Source organism: Streptomyces sp. NBC_01268 (assembly GCF_036240795.1).
In the GTDB taxonomy this organism is placed as follows: domain Bacteria; phylum Actinomycetota; class Actinomycetes; order Streptomycetales; family Streptomycetaceae; genus Streptomyces.
The window spans coordinates 6299822-6325367 of the sequence record NZ_CP108454.1 but is presented as its reverse complement, the minus strand read 5'-3'; the positions used below and the strand labels follow the sequence as shown (position 1 = coordinate 6325367).

The window sequence follows — 25546 nt, the reverse complement described above, 5'->3', positions numbered from 1 at the left end:
CGTACGTGGCCCGTGCGGGCCGTTCGGTTGTGCGGCTGCTCCGCCGGGACCGTGACGACCTGCCATGGTCCCGATGCTAGCGGCCAGCTCCGACAGCCAGTCAGTTCACCGGAACAGTGCCGGTCAGCGCCTGCTCAAGGAGCCCGACGATGTCCCGGTCCCCTCGGTCACCGAGGTGCTGGAGGAGAGCGGTCGCTTCCTGCCCGGGACCCATACCGGTCCGGAGCCCGATGACGTCGATCGCCTCGGCCATGGTCACGGCGGCGGTCCAGCCGGTGAGCCGGGCCGCTCTGGCCTCCGGGCGGGCTTCCGGCTGCGCGGCCGGCAGCCGCAGCGCCCTCAGCTCGCCGTCGGTCACGTTGAGGAAGACCTGGTCGCCGACGCTCGCCCCGATGTGCTCCATCAGCGGACGGATCGATCCGAGTACGGGCTGAGTCCGCCACTGGAGCGCGCTCTCGCCTGCCTCGTGCCGCAGCGGGATCGGCTCACAAGCGGGCGCGGCACCGAGGTGGGCCGCCCAGCCGGACGGGACGGGGGCGCCGGAACCACGCAGGTGGTCCCCGGTGACCTCGAAGCGGTACCACCAACGGCCGTCGGTGCCGACGAAGCACCGCCTGGTCCTGGCCACGTCCTTGCGCGGGTTGTACGGCGCGGCTTGGCCGTCCCTGTGCTGCTCTGCGGCGAGCCCCACCCAGCCGCGTCGGGTGCGGGTGAACTCGGGTGCGGCGAGGTTCGTGCGTACGGAGGCCGGGACGACGTCGAAGCGGCCGCAGATCGCGTCGACGAGGGCGTTGACCTCGATCTCTCCGCCGGCCTGTTGGATCTCCCGGGTGATCATCTCCCGGATGCCCAGGTACTCCTCTCCGCCCCACTGACGCAGCCCGTACAGGTTCCGGTCGAGCCGGACGAAGCGCTCGTCGGTCCAGATCTGGTTGCGCATGCTGTTGATGGTGGTGCCGTCGGCGAGCCGGTCGTGGATGTCCTCCATGGACATCGGCTCTCCGCGCAGGGAGAGCACGGCCATCGCGCGGTCGTTGACCGATCGGCCCCAGTGCAGCAGGTGTCCGTCCATGGTCTTGAACCGGCCGATCTCGGCCGCCCAGTCCGCAAGCACCTCGGCCCTGACTCCATGGCGCTCACCGAAGGCGACGGCCTCGTCCCACGCGAGCGGGGTCTCGCCGCAGGTGGCGAGCAGGTCGTCCGCCATGGCCGTCCTCAGTGCGGCGGTGTCCCCCTGGACGATCCACTCGCCGTCGACAGCGCGGTCGGGCAGGAGGCGGGCGACGACGACTCCGAGCGGCAGGCCGAGCGCGTCCACGGACCGAGAGTGGTCAGGGTGCATCGCACGGACCTCCGCGAGGCGTCCCACCGCGCCGAGACGTCCCGCGACAGCGGCCAAGTGCGCCGCGAAGGCATGGCCTTGCTCGTCGTACGCGAGCCACTGCGCGATCGAGTCCAGAACGGACCGTTCCAGCTGTCGGACGCGCTCCCGGCTGACCTCGAACCGGTCGCCGAGCGCCGCGAAGGTCTCCGGCTGCTCGGCGAAGATCCGCCGCGCGGCGATCGCGCGCTCCCTCTCTCCCCAGGTGGAGGCGTAGGCGTCGAAGGCCGCGAGGGGCGTGTCCATCAGGTTCGGGTGGGTGGCGGGAAGCTCTCTGTCGAGCTGGGCCTCTGAATCCGCCGCCTCAGAAGCCCTCGGTTCCGAAGCCTCCTCCGCCGCGTCTTCCGCAGCCGGTTCACCGGCCTCGGCAGCCGGGGACACGGCGGCTTCCTCATGGACGCGTTGCACGGGCAGGGCGACGGGCTCCGGCACGGCGGCTGCCGCGGAGCGGCACTCGGCACCGTCCCGTGCCCCATGCTCCTCCGGAGCCTCGGCGGGGTCCTCTTCCAGCTCCCGGAGCACCGCGAGTGCCGCGTGCACCTCGGCCGGCGCGTCGGCGGGCAGCCACTCGGAGATCACGGCCACCGCGGCCGGGACTCCCAGGGCGGCACGAGGCACGACGCGCCCGTGAAGCCGGTCGAGCAGCGCGCGTACCAGTGCGGCGAGCGCATCCTCACCGGCCTCTTCCGCGCTTGTATGCGGCGGGACCGCTTCGGCGTCCAAGAGCCTCGATACAGGGAGGAGTTCCCCTGTCCGGATCTGCGGCCACAGGGCCCGAAGCGCCCGGGCCACCACGGACGCCAGTGCCGGGGATCCGATCGTCCGCTCGGCCGTCGTGAGCGGGGTCGCGTACCACCAGCCGAGCGGGAGCCGCTCGTCGCCGAGCCGCTCCGCGAGCGCGTGCGGGTCGGCGTACCGGAGGGCGGGGACGAGGTCGGCGAGGCAGGTGGACGCGTGGGGCGCGGGCGAGGTCATGGTCGGGCGACACTCCTGGGACGGGGACGACGGCCACGGCTGACGTGTTGCCCACGACCTTAGGAGCCCCCACTGACAAGCCCCCATGGTCGTGACATGTCACCGCTCTGACCAGGGGTGGAGCTGATTTCCGTCAGGTGTGCGCGGCCAGTCCCCCGTCGAGCGTCCACACCGTGGCATCCACACCGGAGGTACGGGCCAGGTAACGGTCGCGCTCGATCAGGATGTTGACGTCTCCGCAGCCCACCCTGTTGAGGGCATGGTCGACGAGGCTCATTCCCGAGCTGCCGCCAGCGATCAACGCTTCGAGATGGGCCGCGTTCCACTCGACCTCGTTCAGCGCCCACGGCGCCTCACCCGCCACGACCAAGCGCAGTACGGAGACGAACTTCTCCGCGCAGGTGCGGCGCTGAAACCCGTCAGCCAGCTGCGCGATGTGGTTGCCGGTCTCGATGACGGCGGTCACGGGGAGCAGGAGGTCGCAGTCGTGCGCCGCCAGCTTTCCCTGCAGTTCTTCCCTGACCTTCTCCAGGTCCTGGCATTTGCCCGGCACCTCGAGGAGGTTGCACAGGATCGACGTGTCGACGAATTCCACTCGGCGGGCCATGCCTCACCCGATCCCGAAGAGCCGGTTGAACTCGCTGTAGTCCCGCTCGTCCCGGCCGGCCAGGTCGAGCCGCCCCTGGGTGACGACGTCCCCCAGCGACCCGGCCGCCATGGCCTTGGGGTAGCCGTCGAGTTCCGTGAGCCGGGTGAGTCTGCTCGTGCCCGTCTTCCGGTCACGGGAGCACACCACGACCCCTTGGTGGTCGGTGTTCTCAAGGGCCGAGAGGAGTGCCGGGCTGTGGGTGGTGACCAGGACCTGGGTACCGTTCGCCGCGCTGGCGTTCCGTACGAGCCTGAGCACTTGGGAAGCCTGCGTGGGGTGCAGTCCGTTCTCCAGCTCCTCGACCACCATCATCAGGAACGTGCCCTCCTTGAAGCTGGAGGAGGGCGAGGAGCCGAGGTCGAGCCCGTCGCCGCCGGTGAGCAGTGCCGTGGTGACGGCGAGGAAACGGAGCATGCCGTCGCTCATCTCACGGGCGGGGGTCAGCCCGAGCGCACCTTCGTCGAGCGCGAGCATCACGTCACCGAGTTCGGACTTCGTGACGGACAGCCGTTCGATGTCGTGGTCGGCGAGGTCCCTGAGCTGGTGCACCAGGGACTCGAACAGCTCGGGCTGGGCCCGCTGGATCCCGCCGACGGCGGCCGAGAGGTTCTCTGCGGTACGTCGGAGGCGGCTGTCCCGGGACTGGACGTACTGACGCATGAGGTGAGGGACAGGGTCGAGATGGAAGACCCCGACGAGAGCGGCCAGCATGGCCTCGGCGCACCAGATGGTCTCCCACTCCCCCTCGCTCTCGCCGGCGACACGGCCGGGGAGCTGGGAGGTCAGCAGACGGGAACCGCGGAAGGGGCCGCTGGGGTTCTTGCCGGGCTTGCCGTTGTGCCACGACGCCTGGATGTCGCCGGAGTACGGGCTCGGCTCGCCGCTGACGAGGATCTTCCGAGGCCCCTTGGCCGTACGCCTGGTCAGTCGCTCGTCGATGATCCGCACTTCGGGCTCCACCTGGACCGTCACGTCCAGGTCCAGGGGTCCGTCCTCGGTCCGCACCGTGCAGCCGAGGGAGAACCGGTCGGACCCGTGCGGTACGCACCCGGCGAGGCCGCCGCGCACCGGCCCGGAGGAGCTGCGCCGACTCTCCAGCGCCTCGATGACGTCCTCGCCGCGCGCCAGCCGCGAAAGGACCTCCAGGCCGTCGAGCGCGTTCGACTTGCCGCTGCTGTTGCGCCCGATGAGGACGGTCAGCGGCGCGAGCGGGAACCTCCCGTCCCGGAAGCTCTTGAACGCGGTGAGGCGGACCTCTTCGATGGCCAGGGCAGTCACACCGGCCAAGTTACCGCAGCGCGCCGCCGTCGGACCTGGTTGTCGTCGCCGTGCGATAGAACTGTCGTCGCACGGTCCATTGTTCGCACCCGCGACGCGGGGGACGGGAGGGGCGAAGTGACGAGCGGACTGGCACCACACCTCAAGTTCATCGCCGAAGGAATGATCAAAGGCGCGATGGGCCTGACCGACACCATGCGGGGGGCTCGGGACACCGCCATCGCCCTGTACCACGAGCTGGACCGGCAGCGTGGGATGGCGGGTGACGACGACGCGGGGCGCGCGTTCGCGAAGGTGTATCGATCGGCGGCCGCCGCCACGCTGGACGGCATCGGCTCCAGCTCCTACGTGCTCGGCGAGGCCAGCCGGGGGCTGATGCGCAACGCGCGCTAGTTCATGGCCCAGGAGAGCGCGGTCGTGGCCGCGCTCCTCGGCAGGCAGGCCGACCTGACCGCCGGCATGGGCGACCCGGGGGACGGCTGTCCCGAGAACTACCTCGGCCTGGGCCGGGAACTGCCTGAAGCCGTCGGGGAGACCGCGTGGTACGAGCAGTACGCCCCCGGCGGCGGCAGCGACCGCTACCGCGGATCACCCGAGAAGCTGCGTGAGGTGGCGGGGTCCTGGCGCCGTGGGGGCAAGCTGATGCTGCGCTTCCTGGAGGACGCCCAGGCATCGGCCATGACGGCCGACAAGGCGCATTCGGGTGAAGCCGCCGACGCTTTCCGGGCGTACTTCAAGATGTCCGTCGGACTGACCTGCCCGCCCGGCCAGGTCCAGGAGGACGAGCCGCTCGTCGCCAACCTCGTGGCCGCCTGCAACGAGATCGCGAAGGCCTGCGACCGGTACGCCGAGCACGTCGAAGCGGCCGAGTCGGCGATCCGGCAGCACAAGCTGGACCTCTTCGCGATGGACATGCCCTGGGACAGTCCGATGTTCGGCGGGAACGGCTTCGACGGGGGCCTGCTCGACGCCGTCCTGGGCGACCCCTGGATCCGGCGTCTGGGCGAGGTGGGACATGCCCTGGACTCGGCCGAGAAGCGGGTACGGCTGCCGGAGGGCGGTCGGGGACCGAGTGCACCCGGTCTGCCGTTCCTGCCTCCGCTGATCCCTGTACCGGTACCGGTACCGGCGCCTGTGCCGCTCGTCCTCGCCTCTTACACCGGCGGGATGCCGGGGATCGTGCCCGCGGTCTACCGGGACCCCGATCCGGGCATTCCGTGGCGGGACCCGATTCCGCCGGCCGCGGCGCCTCCGCCACGGTTGCTCACGCCGGAGGAACGGAAGGACTTCGTCAGCTGGGTCGACGGCCTGAAGCCGGCGGGCTTCGGGGGCAAGCCGGATGCCACCAGCCCGGAGAACGCCTACCAGCTGAGGATCGCCGGCTACCCCGAGCGGATCATCCCCCTGCCCGCCGACTACGAGAAGCCCGCGATCGGCGCGGACGGCATGCGGCCCGCCGACGGGATGATGGTGGACGCCAAGTACGTCAAGGACGCCGATGACGACTGCCGGAAGACCACCTGGCGTCGACAGTCCACGTTCGAGATCGAGGACGAGTACAAGGAGGACGGGACGAAGAAGTGGAACAAGAAGGACGTCCTGATCGGCAGGGACGAGGGTGAACTTGAGAAGTACCGCCAGGCGATGAACGAGCACGAGCAGATCCGAGGCCTGGAGATCGTCACCAACGACAAGGAGGCCGTGCCCTACTGGCAGACGCTCATGGCCCTCCAGCAGGTGCCCGGTACTGCCCGCTATGTGAAGTGACGCCGGGTTCGCCGACCTCGATCCCGCCCCGTTCCCGTTCCCCTTCCCGTTTCCCCTTACCTCCCTCCTCCCTAAGGACTTGCCCGTGGCACCCGATGACGACGACCGGACCACCTTTCTCTTCTACGCGCCGGAGCGGCAGCCGCACGCCTGGTCCCTGGACCTCGCCGGCCTGGGCGAAGCACTGCGGCAGTCGTTCACCGAAGCCCGCTACAAGGTCCGCCAGGACCACACCCACCAGGGCGAGCCGTACCTCTCCTTCTGGGCCGCCACCGACGACGGCACCGAGTACGACGGCACGGCCACCGTCCACGGGCGGGACTGCGTGGTGCTGGCCGACACGACGGCCGGTGAGGCCGCGCCTTTCCTCGTCTGGCTGCGGGACAACCACCTGCCCGCTCCCGATCTGATCCGCTTCAGCAGCGAGGAAGCCGTGGACCGGGGCATCGAGACGGACTGGCGCCTGCCGGGTACGGGCGATGCGGAGCGGGTGGCCGACGAGCTGCGCCATCACCTGGCGGTCGTGGGCGAGGCCTGATTCACGCGGCGGCGGCCTCACGGCAGTCCCCGCAGGAGGCGTCCGGGTCGTGGCTGCGGAAGGCCCGCTCACAGCCGTCGCAGGTGACGAGGGGCGCGGGGCCGGGCGGCCGTGACTCCTCTGCCGGGAGGGGTGGCGGGAGGAGATGGCCGAGCCTGAACTCCAGGAACCGGGCCGGATGGTGGATCGGTACGGGCTCGGGCGGAAGGTTCGCGGTCAGGGTCCTGGTGATCTGGGCGGGCGTCGCGGCGCGGGAGAGCCAGGTCTCGACGGCGGGCGCGAGGCGCTGGACGTCTCCGGTGGAGAGCAGCAGCCGTGGGTCGGCGAGGCGGAGGCGGGCGAGGAGGTCGGCGGCGGGGCCGGTGGGAGGCGGCGGCTCTGGAGGGGCTGAGGGCTGGGGCTGCGCCCGGGGCTCGCTCGGTGCGGGTGGGGCCACAGGGGCGGAGGCAGGCCGCTGAGCCTGCGCGGGGGCCGGTTTGGGCTTCAGCTTCGGCTTCGGCGTCGACTGCGGTACGCAGCCGGGCTTGTCGTACGAGAGCGTGCGGGTGGCGAACCTGCCGCTGCCGAGGCGGATGCGGGGGCGGGCGATGTACCCGGCGCGCTCCAGTTCGTTCAGGGCCCGGCGGATGGTCGTCTCACCTTCGCTGAAGTGGAGCGCGAGGGCTTTGGCGGTCACGGAAACACCGTCCGGAAGCGACTGGATGTAGACGGCGATGCCGATCGCGGCGGCGGAGAGCTCGGCGTGCTGGGCGAGGTGGTTGCCGACCACCGTGAAGCGCTCGGTGTGGCGGTGCCGGATGTGGATCACGCCGGAGGGTGGGGCGTCGGCGGGGATCGCGGGGTACGCGGACGTGGCCGCGTTAGACTGCGGGTCAGCCATCGGGAAGGTGCTACTTCCTGGTTGGTCAGGCCCTCGTCAGGATTGCCGTCCTGTCGGGGGCCGAATGCGTTTATGGGGTTGTGTTGGCGCCGACCGTACCGCACCTGTCCGGGTTCCGGACGATCTGTCACCCGTTCGAGTGGGGGCGGGGATTGGTTGGGTGGGTTCTCACCCGGTTCTTTTTCTTTGGGTGGCGTGGGCGACCGGGACGCGCTGGAGCGCGCCCCGGTGGGCGGTCACGCGCGCTTGATCGCCTCGACGAAGGTGGCCCAGGCGGGGGCGGGGATGAGGAGAGCGGGGGCGGCGGGGTTCTTGCTGTCGCGGACGGGGACGGTGTGCGGGATGTTGTCAGCGATCTCTACGCAGTCGCCGCCTTGCCCGTTGCTGTACGTGCTCTTGCGCCACGCGGCGCCGCTCAGGTCGTGGCGTGCGGCCATGCTCGGTACTCCTCCATGACGGAACGGATCACATCCAGCGACGACTCGGGGGCGAGGGCCTTCGCTTGCAGCAGATCGTAAGCGAGTGCGTATTCGGCTACTTCCTTCTGGCCCTCTACGAGTTCGCCGGAGTGCGAACTCTCCGTGTACGCCACATCCAGACCCTTCTCGAAGCCGAGCAGCGTCAACGAGCCGCCCATGACTGGGTGTTCCCCCGCGCTGAACGGCAGAACCTGAAGAACCGTGTGCGGCGACCGCGCGAAGCTCATGAGCGACGCAAGCTGTTCATGCATGACGCCGGAGGAACCTACGGGGCGCCGGAGAACCGCCTCGTCCAGGATGCACCAGAACAGCGGTGGGCTGCTCCGACGCATGATGTCTTGCCGATCGATTCGCGCGACGACGAGCTTCTCGATCTCCTCGTCGGTGTCACGAGGGCGGCTAGTACGGAGTAGGGCTCGCGCGTACGCCTCCGTCTGCCACAGGCCTGGCACGGCCTGCGCCATGTACTTGAGCATCTTGATCGCTTTGCGCTCCAGCGCCATGTACTTGCTGGCCCAGTCCGGGAACGGCGTCCGGTGGATGTGGCCCCACAGGTCCGTCAGGTCACCCTCGGCACCCAGGATCTTGTCCAGCTTGGCGTCCACATCCTCCGGCGGGACCTCGTTGCCCAGTTCGAACTGAGCGATCCGGCTGTGCGCGATGGGGACCTCAGCGCCTAACTGGCGCTGGGTGAGCCCGGCGCGCAAGCGGAGTTTGCGCAACTTCGCGCCGTACAGGGCCGCGAGGGAGGCCGATGGGTCGAGTTCCTTCGGTGCGGGCACTGACGGTCCCCCGTTTTCGCTCTGCGGTTCCGAAAACCGTTACCCCTAGTGATCGTAGCCATACGCATCCATGCTCGTCGCAGGAAGTCACGAACGACGAGGAAGGTGCGCGAGCTATGGGAACGGCGAGTCAGGGGGCGACTGTTGAGGCGATCGCGGACGCGAAGGTCGCCCGGGACGAACTGCGGCAGGCGTTGACGGAGGTGGACGTGCTGCTGCCGTCCCTGGGACTCGACACCGTGTCCCTGGCCAGCGCGTACGGCCCCGTGCTCGTGGACCTCGGGCGGTGCCGGCCGGATGTGGCGAGGCGGCTGGCGTCGGTGTTGCGGGGGTGTGCGGGCTGAGGGAGGGATGGCGGCGTCTCGGGACGAGCTGCTCCCGGTGACGCCGCCGCCCTGCTCCTGCCGGTCAGAACAGGCTCGGCGGCTCCTCTGCCGGAGGCTTCGACTTCCGCTTAGCGGGGGCCGCCGCCTTCTTCTTGGCGCCCTTCTTGTCGTGCAGGCCAGCCGCGACTTCGGCGGCGTAGCGGCGCTGATTTTCTTCGAGGAGCCGGTCGAGGATTTCCTGACGGACAAGAGGGCCGACGGTGTAGCGGGGGCCTTGGCGCGTGTCGTGGAAACCGTGGTCGAGTCCGCCGGGCTGGGTGAGGAGGTCGTCCCAGCCGTAGGCGCGGGCAACTTCCTCGTCGATCGCGCGGTGGATCTCGCGAAGTTCGGCGATGTCGGGGTCGGTGCAGGTCTCGTCGTGGACGAGGTTGTAGGTGGCGGTCAGCCCGCCGCGCTTGAGCATGATCTCGCGACGACGGGTGTCGAGCTGGTCACCCAGCTCGCGGAGGGCGGGGGTGAGTTCGGGGCGCGCGAAGGTCTCGAAGACATCGGACGGACCATATCGAAGATCGCCCTTCATCGTGCCCGCATGTTTCAGAGCCCACCAGTAGTGAGGGGCACTACTGAGCACGGCAAGAACGGCGGCATCAGCAGATGCGAAAACCACGGTTGCTTCACTCGCGACTTGCCCCGTGTTCACAAAAAGCGGCATCACGGACTTACTGTGTCTAGTGAGCACAATCATCCGATCCAACATGGCTAGAGCGTCATACAGTTCCGGGCGACGCCGCTCATATTGCCACCAGCGTTCTCGCGCATTCTTGCTGAACTTGACCCTGAGTCGTTCCGGCTTGACCTCCAAAAGGATCTTCTCGTACGCCTCTTGGTAGGTCTGCGCCTGCTCTTCCTTCCAATCGTGAAAATTGATGACCCAGCGCCTTGCAGAGCCATCTGGACGAGAGTTCAAATCCTGTCCATTGAGATACGGAAAGAGGACCTGCCGGTAGCGCTCATCCTTCGCGATCCACGCTTCAGCAACCTCAGCGTCGAGCGTGAAGCCCAACCCCAGGACGATGGATCCCTGAAACGCAAGCCCCTGGTTCTCGACTAGTCTGCTGGGCTCGCCAGTGATTCGTGCCCCACCTTCAAGTGTCGGGGTAATCACCTTGGCAATTCGACCGTCCGCCAACCGCACAGCGCCCTCTGCCAACGCCGCGCAACTCGTCCATACCGCGCAATACTCCAACACCGCGCTCCGCGAAGGCCACGGCCTGCTCTTCACTGCCTGTCGGATCTCCACACCGTCCGCGACGAGCTGGTCCAGGCCCACCTCCCGTGTGTCCCCCTGCGCCAGCGTGTTCGTTGCGATCAGGCCCGCCTGCCCGTCGCCATTCAACAGCTCATGCGTCCGCAGCAGGAAGTACGCCACCAGGTCCGCGCTCCCCCGCGCCCCCCGGCCCAACTCCCCCACCAGGTACTCCCGGTACGGCTCCCCCATCGCGCCCGTGAGCTTCTGGCCCCCCAAGAACGGCGGATTACCCACCACCGCATCAAACCCGCCCCGCTCCTCCCACACCTCCGGGAACACCAACGGCAAATGCACCGGCTCCCGGTCGAACGCCCCCTCCGGCTGCCCCGTAGCCAGCCACCCCCGCGCCAGCCGCTCCGCCGCCCGCAGTTCCTGCGCCTCGGCCTCGCCCTCCGGCGCATCCGCCACGTTGTGCGCAGCGGTCACCGCCTCGAACGACAGCCGGTCCTGCTCCTTCTCCCCCCGGCCCGCGCTCGCCAGCGCCGCGCCCACCACCAGATCCGCGTACACACTCGCCTGGCGGGTCTTCTCCCGCACCCGTGCCAGGATCGCGCGCTTCTCGGCCAACTGCTCCAGGCCCGTACCCGGGATACCCGCCAGCTTCCGCCGTTCCTCGGCGACCTCCGCCATCACCCGCCGCACACCGCCCGTGAAGTCGATGCCGTCCCCGTGGAGCTTCCGCCCCCGCACCGGGTCCAGGTGCATCGCCTCCAACTGGTCCACCGACGTCACGCCCAGCAGCGAGTCCCCCGCCACCAGCCTGTCGTCCAGGAACGTGAACGGGCGCTCTCGGTCCATCGAGACCAGCCACAGCGACAGCTTCGCCATCTCCACGGCCATCGGGTTGATGTCGACGCCGTACAGGCAGTGCTCTATGACCTGCCTACGCGCCTCCACCATCACCGGGTCCGCCTCCGCGTCCACCGCCGAGGCGGACAGCGAACCCGCCGCCTCCAGGTAGGCCGCAGCCCGCTCGTCGCCCTCGCGGCTCCATGCCTCCACGAGCGCGACGGCCAGGTATCGGCACGCCGCCACCAGGAACGCCGCCGAGCCCATCGCGATGTCCGCGACCTTCAGTTTCAGCAGGTCGTCCGCCAACTTCGGGCGCCACTGCGTTCTGTCCGCCGTGTGCAGCGGGCCGTACTCGTAGATCAAGGGCTCCAGCGCCCCGTCCGCGACCTGCTGGGCCAGCTTCCTCGGGGTGTAGTGCGTGCCCGTGTTCTTGCGGAGCGAGGACTCCGTCACGTACAGGGCTCCGGACTGGATCACGACCGGGAGGCCGCGCAGGTCCGGGCGGATGATGCCGTAGAAGGGGAGCAGGCGCTCCGTGAGCTCCGCGTCGCCGCCGGTCGCGGCGAGGAGCTTGCGCCGGGCCTCGCCAAGTGCCGGCTCGTCCAAAGGGGCCAGCGCCTTGGTCACCTTGACCGCCGCGCCCAGACCAGTCGTCTTGTTGTACTCGTCCGCCAAAGCCGCGCCCAGGCCGTCCCCGTGGGTGCGGGCCAGCGACTCCAGGCGGGTCAGCAGGACTTCCGCCTCCAGGCCCGGCTTGCCCACCAGGCCCACGATGGTGTCCTCGGCGCGCCGGCCCTGGTAGGAGAGCAGGCCCTCGTACACGTAACCGATCTGCTCGACGTCCAGGGTGCGGAAGGTGAGGCGGCGGCGCTCGCGCTTCTTGCCCGTCCCGATGGAGACGTACTGGACGGACTGGAGCATGTGGAGCACGGTGCGGTCGTCGATGGGGAGCGGGTCCGTGGGGTCGTCGGCACCGGTGCCACGGCCTTCCAGCCAGGGGAAGGCGTTGGGGTCGAAGATCGAGCCGTCGTAGGCGTGCATCGACAACGACGGGTGGTCGACTCCGCCGTAGACCGCGTTGAAGAGGGCGATGAGCCGGTGCCAGCCGGCCCAGGAGAGTTCCAGGTCCTCCTCGGTGGTCTCGGCGGCGCGGTCTTCGAGGTCCTTGCTGAGCCGGCCGGCCGAATAGGACTGGACGTACAGCTCGTTGTCGCTGGGGAGGAGGCCGCGTTCCTCGGCGAAGAGGAGGAAGACGACGCGCATCATGATGGCGACGGCGCCCCGGTAGACGTCGTGGGCGGGGACCTCGGCGAGTCCGCGGCGGCCTTCGGCGCGTTCGTTGATGTCGGCGCGGCCGATGGCCTCGACCAGGAGTTCGACGGCCTGGCGGACCTGGACGCCGAGGGCGTCGGTGACGTCTTCCTGGCTGTCCAGGGACTCGCGGAGCAGCGGCAGCAGCATCTCGTCGTCCTCGACGGAGAAGAAGCGGCGGCGGCTGAGGAGCGAGCGGAAGGCGCGGACGACCACGCGTTCGGCGGGTGCGGGCCAGTCGACGGTGTCGAAGACGGCGGAGGTGGTGACGCCGCCGCGCGGCGCCCACACCAGGGCCCACCAGCGGCCGTCGGTGACGAGGCCGAGTTCGATGCCGTGGTGGCGGCAGAGGTGGGCCATGCGGTCGATGGGGGTGGCGGACCAGGTGGAGGTGAGGACGCGCTTCGCGGGGTGCTGGCCGGAGGGGACGGACAGGCCGAGGATGGCGCAGTCGGCGACCAGGGAGGCCGTGTCGGTGGCGGTGCTGCCGGGCTCCAGGAGGGCGAAGGTGGGGGCCACCCGCTCGCCGTCGTGTTCCGGGATGTCGACGGCGAGGGGCTCTGTCAGGTCCTCGCCCGTCCGCAACGCGTCTCCCCAGCCGAGGAGTTCGCCGAGGATGAAGTCGGTCCACGCCTCCTGGCCGGCCGCCGGGTCGGAGAGCCAAACGCCGTGTTCGTAGCGAAGGCTCGTCCGTAGGGGCTTGTCGATCGCGTCGAGCTGCGGCCAGGCCTTGAGCAGGACGGGCAGCGTGAGGAAGGGGCCGGACACGTCGACGAGGCTGAGCCAGTCGAGGTGCTGCTGCTTGCCGTCGGGAGCCGCGGGGCGGAAGGCTCCGCCGCGGGCGCGGCCACGGCCGCCGGGGCCGGTCGTACGGTTGGTGCTCACTTGACGGCCTCCCGGCGGGGAACGACGAAGACGACGGCGACGGGGAAGAGGAGCGGCTTGGGGTCGGCGTAGCGCGCGGCGACGGAGGCGAGTTCGCGTTCCTTCTCGCTCTCCAGGGCTTCGACGCGCCGCTCCCAGTTCTCGCGGTCGCGGCGCTGCTGCTCGGCCTCCTCGAACTCCAGCTCCAGCTGGCCCTCCTCGGCGTCCGTCCTGCCGATGGCCGCGCGCAGGGAGTCGCGGAAGCGGTCGATCTGGGCGGAGATCCGCTCTGCCTCGTCGCGGCGGCGGTTCTCCAGACGGCTCTCCAGGGCGGTCTGGCGGTTGCGGGCGCGCCACTCCAGCGAGGAGACGAGGCCCTCACCCACGTGGGGCCAGGCCGCCGTGAGCCGGTCACGGAGCAGCGGGGAGGCCTGGGTGGAGTCGGTGAGGGCGTCGTCGAGGATGTCGCGGACCGTGGTGACCTTCTCCAGACGGCTGAAGCGGGCCGGGGCTCCGGCCTCCTCACGGAGCCAGCCACCGGCCTGGAGCACCTCCTCGTGGAGGCGGATGCCGTCCGCGCCGACGAGGACGAAGCGGGCGAACGCGCCTACGAGAGTGGTCTCCAGCTCGGGATGGTCGCTGACGACTGCGGCGACCCGGGCGAGGCCGGCCTGGTTCTTGTTCCACACGGCGGCGCGCAGCAGGCGCGTGGACATGGAGACCAGGGGGTGGCCGAGGTGGGCGAGAACCACGTCGTCGCGGCCCTTCGCCGAGGCCGCGTCGAAAGTGATGGGGCGCTGGACCTCGGGGCGAAGCTTGTCCGCGAGGCCCTGCGTGGCACGCTCCCAGGAGCTGGTGAGCGTGGGGACCTCGTAGAAACCGTCCGCGAGGCCTCGCTCGTCGGGGACAGGGCGGAGGCCGTGCTGGCGGGCGAGCGGGAGGGCGGTGGAGACGACCCTGGCCACCCTGCCCGGGGTGATGCCGAGCGTGTCGACCGTGGTCTCGACCTGCTCCTTGAGGCGCTGGGCCTGGGCCTGGGCGTCGCGCTCGGCGGCGACGTTGCCGCCCCCGCGGCGGGCCTTCTTGTTCGCGTACATCTCGGCCCGGTCGACGTCGAAGTCGGCGCCGAGGTCGCCGGTCATCCGTCGCTGGACGGCCTCTGCGAGGACGGCGTTCACTTTGCCCAGGTCCTCTTCCATACGGGCGACCTTGATGGCGACCCGGGAGAGGAATTCGAGGTCGGCGTCGTAGGTGTCGAGGGTCTTCTCGAAACCGCTGCCGATGAAGTGGACGATCTCGGGGGCCGTGGTCTGGCCGTAGCGGTCGATGCGGCCGATCCGCTGCTCCAGCTTGTTGGGGTTGAAGGGGATGTCGTAGTTCACCAGTCGGTAGCAGTGCCGCTGAAGGTCGATGCCCTCGCTGGCAGCGTCGGTGGCGAGCAGGATGCGGACGTCGTTCTCCGTGGGCTCGGCCTGGAAGGCGAGGCGGAGCCGCTCGCGTTCCTCGGCGTTCATGCCGCCGTGGAGGAGGGCGACACGGTCGCCGCCGAGGCCTTGGTCGCGGAGGAGGTTCTGGAGCCAGATCTGGGTGTCGCGGTACTCGGTGAAGACGACCACACGCTCGTTGAGCCAGTGCCCGCCGTCGGCGGTCAGGCACTGCGCCTTGAGGTAGGCGATCAGTTCGCGGGCCTTGGAGTCGGCCTGGGCCTGGTGGCGGACGGCCCACTCCTTCATCTGCTCCAGGAGGCCCGCCTCGTCGCCGTCGGTTCCGGGCTGGAGGGTGGTCGCGCGGGCGATGGCGTCGTCCTCGGCGTCCGCCAGGGGCTCGTCGTCGTAGTCCGCGTAGTCGTCGAAGAAGGTCTCCTGCCAGTCCTCGATCTCCTCGGCCGCCTCCTGCTTCCTGGTCCGCAGGGTCTCCAGGTAGACCTCGATGGTGCGGGCGAAGGCGTCCGGGGAGGAGAAGAGGCGCTTCTTCAGGAGGAGGGTGACGAGGTCGGCGGCTTTGCGTCCGCCCTTGAAACGGGTGCCGAGCTTGGCGCGACGCAGTGCGGCGTACTCCTTGAGGAGCTGGTGGATGCCCCGCTCGTCCTCGGTGTAGTCGACGGGCAGTGCCTTGGTCCCGCGCTTCAGGAAGCGGCGTTCGCCGGTCTCCGGGTCGCGGATGTCGTCCTTGAGTCGGCGGACGACCGTGTCCTTGACCGCTTCCGGGTCAGGCTCCATGCCCCGGGCAAAACGCTGGCTGTCGATGATCTCGAGCAGGGCGGTGTACGACTGCTGGTAGCCGTTGTGCGGGGTGGCGGACAGGAAGAGCCGGTGCTCGAAGTACGGGGCGAGACGGCGGATGAGCTTGGTCTGCTGCGAGTCGACGGGATACTGCTGTTTGGGGGCGGAGGGGGCGACGTGGTGCGCCTCGTCGAGGATCAGCAGGTCGAAGGGGCGCTTGGCGGGTACGGCGGTGGCCGCGTCGGAGTCCTGGGCGGGCAGGACCTCGGAGAGCAGGCGCTGGGCCTTGGCGCCGCGCAGCCAGGGGAGGCTGACGATCGACAGCGGGTAGATGTTGAAGGGGTTGGCGGCGCTTCCGTGGGTGCGGCGGACCTCGGCGCTGCGCTCGGAGTCGATGACCGTGAAGTCCAGGCCGAACTTCTCGGCCATCTCGTCCCGCCATTTCACGGTGAGACCGGCCGGACAGACGATCATGATCTTGTGGGCGCGGTTGCGGAGGATCAGCTCGAGGGCGACGAGGCCGGCCTCGATCGTCTTGCCGAGGCCGACGTCGTCGGCGAGGAGCAGGTTCACACGGGGCGCCGCGACAGCCCGGGACACCGGTTCGAGCTGGTAGGGCTCGATGGCGACGCCGGACCGGAAGGGCGCCTGGAGCGTCCGTACGTCCGCCGAGGTGACCGCCGACCAGCGGACGGCGTCGAGGAAGGCGGCGAGACGCTCCGGCGGGTCGAACTTGCCGGCCGAGACATCGGGGAGGGAGCCGGTGGGCAGCCTTCGCCGCCCCGGCTCGACCTCCCAGATGACGGAGAGGGTGTCGTTGTAACGGCCTTCCTCGACGCTGTTGAGGGTCACGAGCGAGCCCGCACCCGGCCTGCCGGTCCCGCCCGTGTCCGCCCCGCCCTGGTCGACCTCGGCCACGACCCAGCGCAGGCCCCGGACCTCGACGAGGTCGCCGATCTCGGGGACCGCCCGCTCGTCCGTGGCCTCGGCGCTGCGGCGGACCGCTCGCTGTGCCACACCTGCCAGGTCGGTGGTCGGCGTCGTCATCGCTCTCCGCACTCCTCTTACCGCCCCGGCCTGGGCGAATACGTCAAACACAGCCATTCAAACACGTGGGCGGCGGCCCACCGGGCCCACTCTGGCACGGCCGGACACCGGGCGTACCGGTGTTGTCACAGCACGTCGAACCCGGTGATCCGAGTCAGCTCGTGATAGTTGCCGCGCCGTGTCAGGTCGCCCTCGATCCGAAGGTCCCGCCGGTCCCGGTGGGCGTCGGTGGCGCGGTCGTACGCAGCTTCCGTGAGGTGGATGTGAATCTGCCGTTCCTGACCGACGAGGTCGCCGTTCTCCCTCATCAACCGGGCCACGACGGTCACATCGCCGGGACCGATGTCGGCGGCGCGCTTGAGCTTCGTGGTCCGGCCCACGATCGTCACGCCGCGCTCGGGCTCCTGGCGGCGGAGGTCCTGCGCGCCCTCACGCAGGATCTGGACGTCCCTCGGGGAGAACGACACGGGGTGGGTGTCGGCGGGAGCCGGCCAGGCCGGGGACCAGGCGAACGACAGGGAGAAGCCGTGGAGCGTCGGAGAGTCCCGCCCATCGTGACCGCCCATGCCGGCGAGGGCCTCGCAGAGGTCCGCCGAGATGCCGACGCGGGCGCCCGCCACGAACGGGGCGGAGTCGTCTCGGCTGTCCGCGAGCCCCGCTGCCCAGCGCGCGGCCGCCACCGCCCCGTACATCCGGCGCGAGACCTTGCGGGCGAACGGCTCCGGCGCCATGTCCCACTCGGGCTCGTCCTCGAAGAGGTGTCCCTGCGACGCCGTCGCTTCCGGCAGGGGCACCTGGACCTGGAAGACGTAGCTTCCCGGCGCCGACGGGCCGAATCGGGCACTGTCGACGAAGTCCTTGGCCCGCTGGGGCTTGCGCCGCGGATGGACCAGACACGGTCCGTCCAGGACGGTGTCGCAAGCGGCCGCCATCAGCAGGTCCCGCGCACTCGTGACCGCGAGCACCGCCGCCTGCACCGGGATGGTGCCCGACGGTGTGCGCGGCATGGTGCGGATGTACTGCACGTCGAGGCCGGACAGGGTCAGGTCCTGGTGGACGGCGGCCGGGGGCCGTCCCTCCAGCTCGGCGAGCGCGCCGATCAGATCGGCCATGCGGTCCGCGTAGTCGGCGAGCTCGCGGTCCAGGGGAAGCAGTACGCGGCGCGGTCGGCCGTCCCACTCCCGCTCCCAGCGGGCGCTGTAGCGGACACGGCCGCCCGGGCGCCAGCCCCTCTGGTACAGATAACGCTCCACATCGCGCGGCCGCAGCCGCGCCAGTTCATGCTCGGGCACCCCTACTGCCGTCATGGTGCGGGCACCTCCTCGCACGCCCTGTGGAAGAACTCGTGCAGCGCGTCGACCGTGAGCAGATTCTCCCTCGGGACAGTGACGGTGACACTCTTCTGACCCTGCTGAATCGGGAGCGGACGGTCCTCCAGCGAGACCCAGTACGCGGAATGCCAGAGGATCAACTCGCGCTCGCTCACACGGATGTAGGCGACGGGATCCTGCGGCACCAGGACGACCACCAGATAGCACGGCACCTGCCGTCGGCCGCGCAACCGCTTGAACTGGTCGATCGTCAGGGTGATCTTGAGGCCGTCGGTGACGTCGAGGTCGCCGATCCTCCGGGTCTTCACCTGAAGGGCGATCTGGACGTCGAGCTCGGGATCCTCGTGATCCCGCCCGAGGATCATGTCCTTGCCGATGTCCGGATAGGGCACGGCCACCTGGAATCCCGCCGCGGCGGCGATGGCGGCCACGAAGGTCTCCCCGTACCACCCCTGGTGGTTGTTGTGCTCCATCAGCCCCCGCGCTCCGGTCGCAGGCCACCCGCCACGCGCCCACGCCCCGGAGTGACACCGATCACTGCCCGGCAGAGTAACCGAGCAGTGATCTTCCGTTAAGGGCAGATCCGGCCAGGGCCCTCAACTGTGTCAGGTCGCGTCGGACAGGTTCACGCGGGACTCACGGGAGCGTCGTCGACAGGCCGGCGCGCCTCCGCGAGCGCGACCGTGTGGACGAACCACTCCAGGACGCCGCGCAGCGCCTCACCCTGGTCGGCGAAGACCTCCAGCGGGAACGAGGGGCGCAGGTCCAGCTTCGCTTCCGCGAGCACGATGCCGTCCACCCGGTTCAGTCGCGCCATTAGGTCGCGCCGCAGCACCTCATCGTCGAAGGGCGGCCTGCGCTTCAGGTGCTGGAAGACCACCTCGGCGGTGCCCGTCACCGGATACAGGGCCAGCGGCCAGAGCGATCGGGCGCGCGCACCGTCCAGGGACAGCATCGGGAAGCAGCTGGTCTCGCTCTTCTTCCCGTAGTCGAGGGAGCCGCCCTGCTCCTCCCAGAACCGCAGGGTGGCGAGCACTCCCTCCGCCGTGCCGGGCGTCTGGTTGTCGCGCAACAGCATCTCGAATCGCGCCGCCGCAGGCTCCCCGTCAGCAATGCCCCCGGAGTCTCCTGCCTCCTCGGCGGTTCGAACCGGTGTCTCGTCCTCGAAGTCGTCTTTGCCCACCAGAGCGGCCAGGTCCCCCGCCGTGAGTCGATGGGCCCGGCGAGCACGACCCCACTCGTCGAACGGAACGCCCTCGGACTCCAGAACGCTCTGCGGATCGGGCGTGCCTTCCATCCCCTCGGGCCAGCGGAAACCGGGCGAGATCTTGCCGTCGGCCATCAGCACGCGATAGGCCCCGTGCAGCGCGGGACGGGTGCTGATGTGGCTGCCGACCGCGACGGCATGAGTGCCGATGAGGGCGGCGAGGTCACCGTACGTCGTCCACGTACCGGCCGGCATGCTCAGCAGTGCCCGGCGCAGCTCTCCCCAGCCGGCCCACTCGGCGTCGGCGTGGACCACCCCGTCGATGGGCCCGGGCCACAGCTCCACTGCCCTGTCGCTCATCTCCTCTGCGCGCGCGAGGATCTCCGCCCTCCCCCAGCGCTCCTTGGCCGCGATGTGCTGGTTCATGCGCAAGGCGCTGGAGTCGAGGATCTGCTGCTTGCGGTGGAAGGGGTGGTTGGAGAGGCGGGTGTTGTCGCCGGAGAGCGTGAGGTTGCCGAGGGTGTGCACTAGCTGGGTGTGCAGCTCCTCCGGGCTCTCGGTCTCTCCGGCCTCCTCCGCGAGGAGATCGAACCACTGCTGGGCGGGGTGCTGCGGCAGCACGTGCTCCACGGTGAGCTTCGCCTTGCCGTAGTCGACGGGCTCGCTGGCGGCGTAGCTCTCCTCGAAGCGGCGAAGGATCTCGAAGCGCTGGTGCGAACGCCCCGACTTGTAGAAGGGGCGGCTGCGGATCGACTCCCGCGTCACCACGTCGGAGGGCCAGACTCGCGTCCCCGTCTTGGCGGACAGAGCGCGTCGTACCGCGTCCGCGAGCGAACGCCCGTTCTCCAGCTCCTTCTCCACCTCCTTGGGCAGTTCCATGAAGGTGCGGTTGTTGCCCGTGGTGGAGTTGCCTGCGAACAGACGACGCACCATGTAGCTCTCGGCATACGCGAGAGCGGCGCTCGCTTCCTTGGGGTCGCAGTCCCCCTCGTCCAGCCGGTCGAGCAGCTGGAGCGCGAGCGGATAGTGGGTCTGGCCGCCCCAGCGGGCGAGCCTCTCCAGGACCTCGCGCAGACCGGGGTCACTCTCCCTCGACGGATCGACGATCCGCATGAGGCGACCGGCCCGCACATACAGCCGCGAGACCTCCGCTTCCAGTGCGTCCTCGTTCGAACTGATCGGTTCGAGACGCCTCTTCTGGTCTCGGTAGATCTCGCTTTGCTTGGCCCGGTTGTCACCGTCGACGACCAGGTCGAGCCAGACGAGGAGCTCCAGCCTGGCCGGGCCGAGCAGCTCCTGCATGGGGAGCCACAAGGTGCGGTAGACGGTCTCGCCACGCTTGGGAAGGCACATGAAAAGGTAGTTGCGCAGCAGATCGCTCTGACTGAGGCCGACACCCGTGTTGTTGATGGACTCGAAGATCCGGTACACGTTGTCGCCCTCGGCGGCGGTGATCGACACGATGGAGAGGAAGTCCCTGAGTACGGACTCCACGGCGCCGGTCCACTGCTCGTCGGCGCGCTCCTCACCCTCGGTCAGAGCGGCCAGGAAGAACCGGTAGGCGCCCCCGATGTTGCCCGCGCCGCCGGCCGTGGGGAGCGACTCCACACAGGCGACGAACGCCTCACGGTCGGCCTGCGTCGGCAGGAGGCGGTAGTGGTCGTTCCCGTCCTGGTAGCCGTTGACCAGGATGAGGTCGTGGATGCGGGCGGCCTTCTTCTCCCGTCCGCGAGCGCGGTGGTGATCCCGCAGGGCGGTGAAGGCGAGCATCAGCGTGGTCAGCCGCTGCTGGCCGTCCACGACGAGCCAGCGCTGCATCCCGCCCGCCGCGACCCGCTCCGGCGCGAGCACCACCGACCCGAGGAAGTGAGCAGCCGGCTCCCTGCCCTCCAGCTTGTCCTCGACGAGCTCCAGCACGTCGTCCCACAACTGCCGCAGCTCGTCACGCTGCCAGGTGTAGGTGCGCTGATACAGCGGGACCTGGAACTGCGTCTCGCCGTGAACCAGTTTGCTGAACGTCGTCTCCTGCGCGTGCACGCCCATCCCCTCCCCGACTATTGCCCCGTCGGCCCGCCATTGTGCCGTACCCGGGTACGGTGATCAGCGGAATCGACGACCGTACGACCGGGGGCGCACCATGGCGACACTGGGAATCCACAAGGACTTCCTCCTGGAATTCGCCAAGCTGGAGAAGCCTGTCCAGAAACGTGTGCATGAGGTCTTCGACAAGTTCCGGGAGCACCGGCACGCGGGCCTGCACCTGGAGAAGCTGGAGAAGTCCCGCGACCCTCGCATCCGGACCATCCGCATCAACCAGTTCATGCGCGGCGTGGTGCTGGCTCCGGAGGTGGGGGACAGCTTCCTCCTCCTCAAGGTCATGCCTCACGACGACGCCATCGCCTGGGCGGTCAAGCACCGGGCGACCGTCAACTCGGCCACGCACGGCATCGAGTTGCGTGACGACGTCGCTCTGGAACGCGCGACGGCCGGCATCGACGCCCTTCCGGGCGACCGGTCCGGTGCCACCGACGGCACCGAGCGGCTGTTCCGAGGGGTCGCCGACAAGGACCTGGTCAGGCTGGGCATCGACGCCGACCTGCTTCCCCTGGTCCGGCATCTCGGCACCGAGGCGCACCTCGACGCCCTGCACAAGGTCCTTCCCGAGCAGCAGTACGACGTGCTGGCCGGGCTTGCGGCGGGCATGACGCCGGAGGACGTGTGGCGCGAGGTCGTCGCCGTACAGCTGGAGCAGCGCTCCGCGCCCCCGCGAGAAGTTCGGGAGCCACGGATCGAGCCGTCCGCGTCCCCGGTCGAGCAGGACGAGTTCTCCGCGGCGATGGCGCGGTCCCAGGGGCGGATCGCGCTCGTCTCCGGCCCTGACGAGTTGACGGACATCCTGTCCCGGCCCTTCGACGCCTGGCGGATCTTCCTCCATCCCAGCCAGCGCAAGCTCGCCTATCGTTCCTCGTACACGGGTCCGGCACGCGTCACCGGCGGGCCCGGCACCGGGAAGACCGTGGTCGCGCTGCACCGCGCCCTGCACCTCGCCCAAGAGCTCCCGGCGGACGCACCCGACGAGTCGATCCTCCTGACCACCTTCACCCGCGACCTCGCGGCCGACCTGCGCAGCAACCTCGAACTGCTGATCCCCGAGCCTGCACTGCGGGCGAAGATCTGGGTCGTCAACGTGGACGCCCTGGCCAACCAGATCGTCCGGGAGGACCGCGGCGCTCCGCTGGCGCTGGTGGCCGCGCAGAAGGAGATCCTCACCCGCTGGAGTCGGGCGGCCCAGCGGCTGGAGATCGATTTCACCGACAACTTCCTCGACCAGGAATGGCGGCACGTCATCCTGGCCCAGGACCTCCGGTCGCCGGAGACCTACCTGAAGGCTTCCCGCTCCGGGCGTGGAACCGCGCTCAGCCCGCTCAAGCGGGCCCAGGTATGGCGCGCCGTCGAAGCGTTCACCCAGGAGCTGCGCCGGGCCGGCGAGTGGACCTTCCTCCAGGTGTGCGCGGAGGCCGCACGCATCCTTCAGGACCGAGGCGGGGACCGTCGCTTCCGCCATGTGGTGATCGACGAGGCGCAGGATCTCCACCCTGCTCAGTGGCGCATGCTGCGCGCTCTGGTCGCCCCGGGGCCGGATGACCTCTTCATCGCGGGCGACACCCACCAACGGATCTACGGGAACAGGGTGTCCCTGCGCGGCCTCGGCATCTCGGTCGCCGGCCGGTCGACCCGCCTGCGTATCAACTACCGCACGACGAAGGAGATCCTGACCTGGTCGACCCGGCTCCTCGCGGACGCGAGCGTGGATGACATGGACGGCGGGCAGGACTCACTCGTCGGCTACCGGTCCGCGTACCGAGGCGCCAGGCCGGAACTCGGAGGCTCAGCCACCAAGCCGGAGGAGATCACGGGTTTGGTCACCTGGATCTCCGAGTGGATCGGGACGGGGGTCGCGCCGCACGAGATCGGTGTCGCCGTGCGGTACGTCCAGCTGGGCAAGGAGATCGCCCAGGCCTTGGAACAGGCGGGGGTTCCCTCGCTCGTCCTGGGGGCGTCGGCGGCGGTCGGCGATGGGGTCCGGATCGGGACCATGCACCGCATGAAGGGGCTCGAATTCCGCTGCGTGGCCGTCGCCGGGGTGAGCGACACGGTCGTGCCGATGAACAGCGCCCTCACCCCGGAGGAGGTCGACCCCCAGCAGCACCGTGAGGATCTCATGGGCGAACTGAGTCTGCTGTTCGTCGCCTGCACGCGGGCGAGGGACGCCTTGCGTGTCTCCTGGCACGGCATCCCGAGCCCCTTCCTCCCCGAGCGGGTCACCACCTGAGCTCGTCGGCCTTCAAGACAGAGCGACGTCGGAACGGCCTGTCGGCCCTGCTTCACGGGCCATGCCCGTCGCAGCCAGCCAGGGCCGGAGGCAGACGGTGACGGCCGGCGTCGCCGAGGCGGGACTCGTCGGCGAAGGTGAGCCGCCGCCCATCGTGGGCGCCACACTCGCCAGTCGCCTGCCAGGCAGCATCGATGTCCTTGTCGTCGAGGACCCGGCCACTGCGTGTACCCACTCGTTAGGCTTCGCCTTGCGGGAGGGTTGTCGCCTCCTAGGCGATCACGGTCGGGCTGAGAGCGACCAGATGGTTGCCGAGGTTGCCCTCCTCGTCGTACCAGCGGTCGCACGTGCCCGTCGACCTTCCACGCCCGCCGAGGCGCAGGACGAACTCTATACTGCTCCATGCCGTGTACTGAGGTCCTGACCCAGCTATCACCTACCTCGACCCCGACTCCGGACCTTGCGTCGACATATCACGGAACGGCACGGCCGAGAAGCGAAGGGGCGGGTCAGGTCAACCGCGCGGCAGCCGACCTCATCACCCCATCGCGGTGTTCGCCTTCAGGTAGGTGGTCTCCCGTCCAGCAGCCTCAAACCACGCATGACGACCCATCAGGCAATGTGCCGTTCGTGCGTCGAATAGGCGTCACGATTTCGGACCCAACGCACGTAACACCCATAACGCATACCCGGAGAAACGGCAGGTCAGCGGCCCTTTTCAGCAGGCTCAAGAATCGCCACGCACTCCACATGGTGCGTCATCGGAAACAGATCGAACGCCCGAAGCGTCCGCACCCGGTACCCGCCCTCCCGGAAGTACCCGAGGTCGCGCGCCAGGGCCGCCGGGTCGCAGGCGACGTAGGCGATGCGGCGGGCGCCGAGGCCTGCGAGGTGCTTGACCGTCTGCTTGCCGGCGCCCGCGCGGGGCGGGTCCAGGACGATGAGGTCGACCTCGGTGATGCCGGTGCGCGGGAGGACCGACTCGACCTTGCCCTGCTCGATGCGGACGCGCGGGAAGCCGGCCAGGTTGTGGCGGGCGTCCTCCACGGCGCGCTTGCCCGACTCGATGCCGAGGACGGCGCCCTGGTCGCCGACGCGGTCGGCGATCGCGCCGGCGAAGAGGCCGACGCCGCAGTAGAGGTCGAGGGCGGTGTCGCCCTTGCGGGGAGTCAGGCCCTGCATGACGGCGAGCATGAGGGTCTGGGCGGCCTTCGGGTGGACCTGCCAGAAGCCACCGTTGCCGACGCGGTAGGTGCGGTCGTCGGCGCGCTCGCGGACGAAGGCGCGGCCGTGGACGCGGTGGACGCCGCCGTCCTTCTCCTCGACGCGGAGGACGGAGACCGGCTTGTCGAGCTCGACGAGCGGGAGGCGGGCGCCGGGGCGCGGGGTCAGGACGACCTGGCGGTCGTGGGAGCCGGACGCGGCGATGGCCTCGACGGAGGCCATGCCCTCCCAGGTGCGCTTCTCGATGCCGAGCTCGGAGACGCCCTCGGCGGCGATCATGCAGTGGTCGACGACCTCGACCTCGTGCGAGCGGTGCTTGCGCAGGCCCGCGTGGCCCTCGGCGTCGATCGCGTACTGGACGCGGGTGCGCCACTTCGGGACCTCGCCGGCGGGCAGCTTGTCGCCCTCGGCGGGGAGGACCGTGCCGTCCCAGCCGGCCTCCTCGGGCGTGAGGCCCGCGAGCCGCTGCAGCTGCTCGGCGATGACCTCGCCCTTGAGGCGGCGCTGGGCGCCCGGCTTGGCGTGCTGCCAGTCGCAGCCGCCGCACTTGCCGGGGCCGGCGAAGGGGCAGGGGGCCTCGATGCGGTCCTTGGACGCGTCCAGGATCTCGACCGCGTCGGCGCGCAGGAAGCGGGAGGTCTCCTCGCCCTCGGTGACCCGGGCGCGGACCCGCTCGCCCGGCAGGGCGTGGCGGACGAAGAGGACCCGGCCGGCCTCCGTACGGGCGATGCAGTGGCCGCCGTGGGCGACCGGGCCGACCTCGACCTCGTACTCTTCCCCGACGAGCGAAGCAACAGGCACGTTCTGCATGACGGGGGGACTCCAAGAGGAAGAGAGTGGTGGGCTGCCGT

At 69.8% G+C, this 25546-nt stretch carries 17 protein-coding genes; 5 read left to right on the top strand and 12 right to left on the bottom strand.

Translation table 11 applies throughout. The features are described from left to right. Positions 1-100: 100 nt before the first annotated feature. The 3 genes from OG309_RS28485 to OG309_RS28475 form a co-directional block, all read right to left on the bottom strand. Positions 101-2356, bottom strand: coding sequence for a sigma factor-like helix-turn-helix DNA-binding protein (locus tag OG309_RS28485; protein ID WP_329425039.1), 2256 nt, complete (start codon positions 2354-2356; stop codon positions 101-103). 133 nt (positions 2357-2489) lie between these two features. Next, positions 2490-2951 carry a hypothetical protein gene (locus OG309_RS28480; protein ID WP_329425037.1) on the bottom strand — a complete coding sequence of 154 codons (462 nt, stop codon included), beginning with the start codon at positions 2949-2951 and terminating at the stop codon, positions 2490-2492. A 15-nt stretch (positions 2952-2966) separates the two neighbouring features. After that, entirely contained in the window at positions 2967-4283 is a 1317-nt protein-coding gene (locus tag OG309_RS28475) for an AAA family ATPase (protein WP_329425036.1), read from the bottom strand. A gap of 117 nt (positions 4284-4400) precedes the next feature. Between OG309_RS28475 and OG309_RS28470 the strand changes: the two genes are divergently transcribed. From OG309_RS28470 to OG309_RS28460, 3 genes are all read left to right on the top strand, one after another. Then, positions 4401-4676 (top strand): hypothetical protein, encoded by a 276-nt coding sequence (locus OG309_RS28470; RefSeq protein ID WP_329425035.1) that lies wholly within the window; start codon positions 4401-4403, stop codon positions 4674-4676. Between the two features lie 3 nt (positions 4677-4679). Next, positions 4680-6050 (top strand): restriction endonuclease fold toxin-2 domain-containing protein, encoded by a 1371-nt coding sequence (locus OG309_RS28465; RefSeq protein ID WP_329425033.1) that lies wholly within the window; start codon positions 4680-4682, stop codon positions 6048-6050. 85 nt (positions 6051-6135) lie between these two features. After that, entirely contained in the window at positions 6136-6588 is a 453-nt protein-coding gene (locus tag OG309_RS28460) for a hypothetical protein (protein ID WP_329425030.1), read from the top strand. A gap of 1 nt (position 6589) precedes the next feature. On the opposite strand, the gene OG309_RS28455 is transcribed toward OG309_RS28460, so the two are convergent. From OG309_RS28455 to OG309_RS28445, 3 genes are all read right to left on the bottom strand, one after another. After that, a complete protein-coding gene (locus tag OG309_RS28455; protein WP_329425028.1) occupies positions 6590-7468 on the bottom strand; it encodes a helix-turn-helix domain-containing protein in 879 nt (292 codons plus the stop codon). Between the two features lie 236 nt (positions 7469-7704). Beyond that, positions 7705-7905 carry a DUF397 domain-containing protein gene (locus tag OG309_RS28450; RefSeq protein ID WP_329425026.1) on the bottom strand — a complete coding sequence of 67 codons (201 nt, stop codon included), beginning with the start codon at positions 7903-7905 and terminating at the stop codon, positions 7705-7707. Further along, complete coding sequence (locus OG309_RS28445; protein WP_329425024.1) at positions 7884-8729, bottom strand: helix-turn-helix domain-containing protein; 846 nt, start codon at positions 8727-8729, stop codon at positions 7884-7886. Before OG309_RS28445 ends, OG309_RS28450 begins: the two co-directional genes overlap by 22 nt. A gap of 116 nt (positions 8730-8845) precedes the next feature. Here OG309_RS28445 and OG309_RS28440 point away from each other — a divergent pair, with 116 nt between their 5' ends. Continuing rightward, complete coding sequence (locus OG309_RS28440) at positions 8846-9073, top strand: hypothetical protein (RefSeq protein WP_329425022.1); 228 nt, start codon at positions 8846-8848, stop codon at positions 9071-9073. Positions 9074-9137: 64 nt separating this feature from the next. Here OG309_RS28440 and OG309_RS28435 read toward each other — a convergent pair whose 3' ends face one another. The 5 genes from OG309_RS28435 to OG309_RS28415 form a co-directional block, all read right to left on the bottom strand. Continuing rightward, positions 9138-13352, bottom strand: a complete 4215-nt coding sequence (locus tag OG309_RS28435) for an Eco57I restriction-modification methylase domain-containing protein (protein WP_329425019.1) — start codon at positions 13350-13352, stop codon at positions 9138-9140. Then, a complete protein-coding gene (gene drmD, locus OG309_RS28430) occupies positions 13349-16600 on the bottom strand; it encodes a DISARM system SNF2-like helicase DrmD (protein ID WP_329425016.1) in 3252 nt (1083 codons plus the stop codon). The genes OG309_RS28435 and drmD overlap by 4 nt, the downstream gene beginning before the upstream one ends. 125 nt (positions 16601-16725) lie before the next feature. Beyond that, positions 16726-17907 carry a hypothetical protein gene (locus tag OG309_RS28425; protein WP_329425014.1) on the bottom strand — a complete coding sequence of 394 codons (1182 nt, stop codon included), beginning with the start codon at positions 17905-17907 and terminating at the stop codon, positions 16726-16728. After that, positions 17904-18362 carry a DUF4365 domain-containing protein gene (locus OG309_RS28420; protein WP_329425010.1) on the bottom strand — a complete coding sequence of 153 codons (459 nt, stop codon included), beginning with the start codon at positions 18360-18362 and terminating at the stop codon, positions 17904-17906. Before OG309_RS28420 ends, OG309_RS28425 begins: the two co-directional genes overlap by 4 nt. Positions 18363-18556: 194 nt before the next feature. Further along, positions 18557-21181 (bottom strand): GmrSD restriction endonuclease domain-containing protein, encoded by a 2625-nt coding sequence (locus OG309_RS28415; RefSeq protein ID WP_329425007.1) that lies wholly within the window; start codon positions 21179-21181, stop codon positions 18557-18559. Between the two features lie 94 nt (positions 21182-21275). Between OG309_RS28415 and OG309_RS28410 the strand changes: the two genes are divergently transcribed. After that, entirely contained in the window at positions 21276-23471 is a 2196-nt protein-coding gene (locus tag OG309_RS28410; protein ID WP_329425004.1) for a DEAD/DEAH box helicase, read from the top strand. 705 nt (positions 23472-24176) lie between these two features. Here OG309_RS28410 and OG309_RS28405 read toward each other — a convergent pair. Continuing rightward, positions 24177-25505 carry a class I SAM-dependent RNA methyltransferase gene (locus OG309_RS28405; protein ID WP_329425003.1) on the bottom strand — a complete coding sequence of 443 codons (1329 nt, stop codon included), beginning with the start codon at positions 25503-25505 and terminating at the stop codon, positions 24177-24179. Positions 25506-25546 lie beyond the last annotated feature (41 nt).

Excerpts from the sequence above, each read along its gene's own strand:
- OG309_RS28465 (WP_329425033.1), top strand. The coding sequence starts at position 4,680 with ATGGCCCAGGAGAGCGCGGTCGTGGCCGCGCTCCTCGGCAGGCAGGCC.
- OG309_RS28440 (WP_329425022.1), top strand. The coding sequence starts at position 8,846 with ATGGGAACGGCGAGTCAGGGGGCGACTGTTGAGGCGATCGCGGACGCG.
- OG309_RS28415 (WP_329425007.1), bottom strand. The coding sequence starts at position 21,181 with ATGGGCGTGCACGCGCAGGAGACGACGTTCAGCAAACTGGTTCACGGC.
- OG309_RS28455 (WP_329425028.1), bottom strand. The coding sequence starts at position 7,468 with ATGGCTGACCCGCAGTCTAACGCGGCCACGTCCGCGTACCCCGCGATC.
- OG309_RS28405 (WP_329425003.1), bottom strand. The coding sequence starts at position 25,505 with ATGCAGAACGTGCCTGTTGCTTCGCTCGTCGGGGAAGAGTACGAGGTC.
- OG309_RS28450 (WP_329425026.1), bottom strand. The coding sequence starts at position 7,905 with ATGGCCGCACGCCACGACCTGAGCGGCGCCGCGTGGCGCAAGAGCACG.
- OG309_RS28410 (WP_329425004.1), top strand. The coding sequence starts at position 21,276 with ATGGCGACACTGGGAATCCACAAGGACTTCCTCCTGGAATTCGCCAAG.
- drmD (WP_329425016.1), bottom strand. The coding sequence starts at position 16,600 with ATGACGACGCCGACCACCGACCTGGCAGGTGTGGCACAGCGAGCGGTC.
- OG309_RS28425 (WP_329425014.1), bottom strand. The coding sequence starts at position 17,907 with ATGACGGCAGTAGGGGTGCCCGAGCATGAACTGGCGCGGCTGCGGCCG.
- OG309_RS28485 (WP_329425039.1), bottom strand. The coding sequence starts at position 2,356 with ATGACCTCGCCCGCGCCCCACGCGTCCACCTGCCTCGCCGACCTCGTC.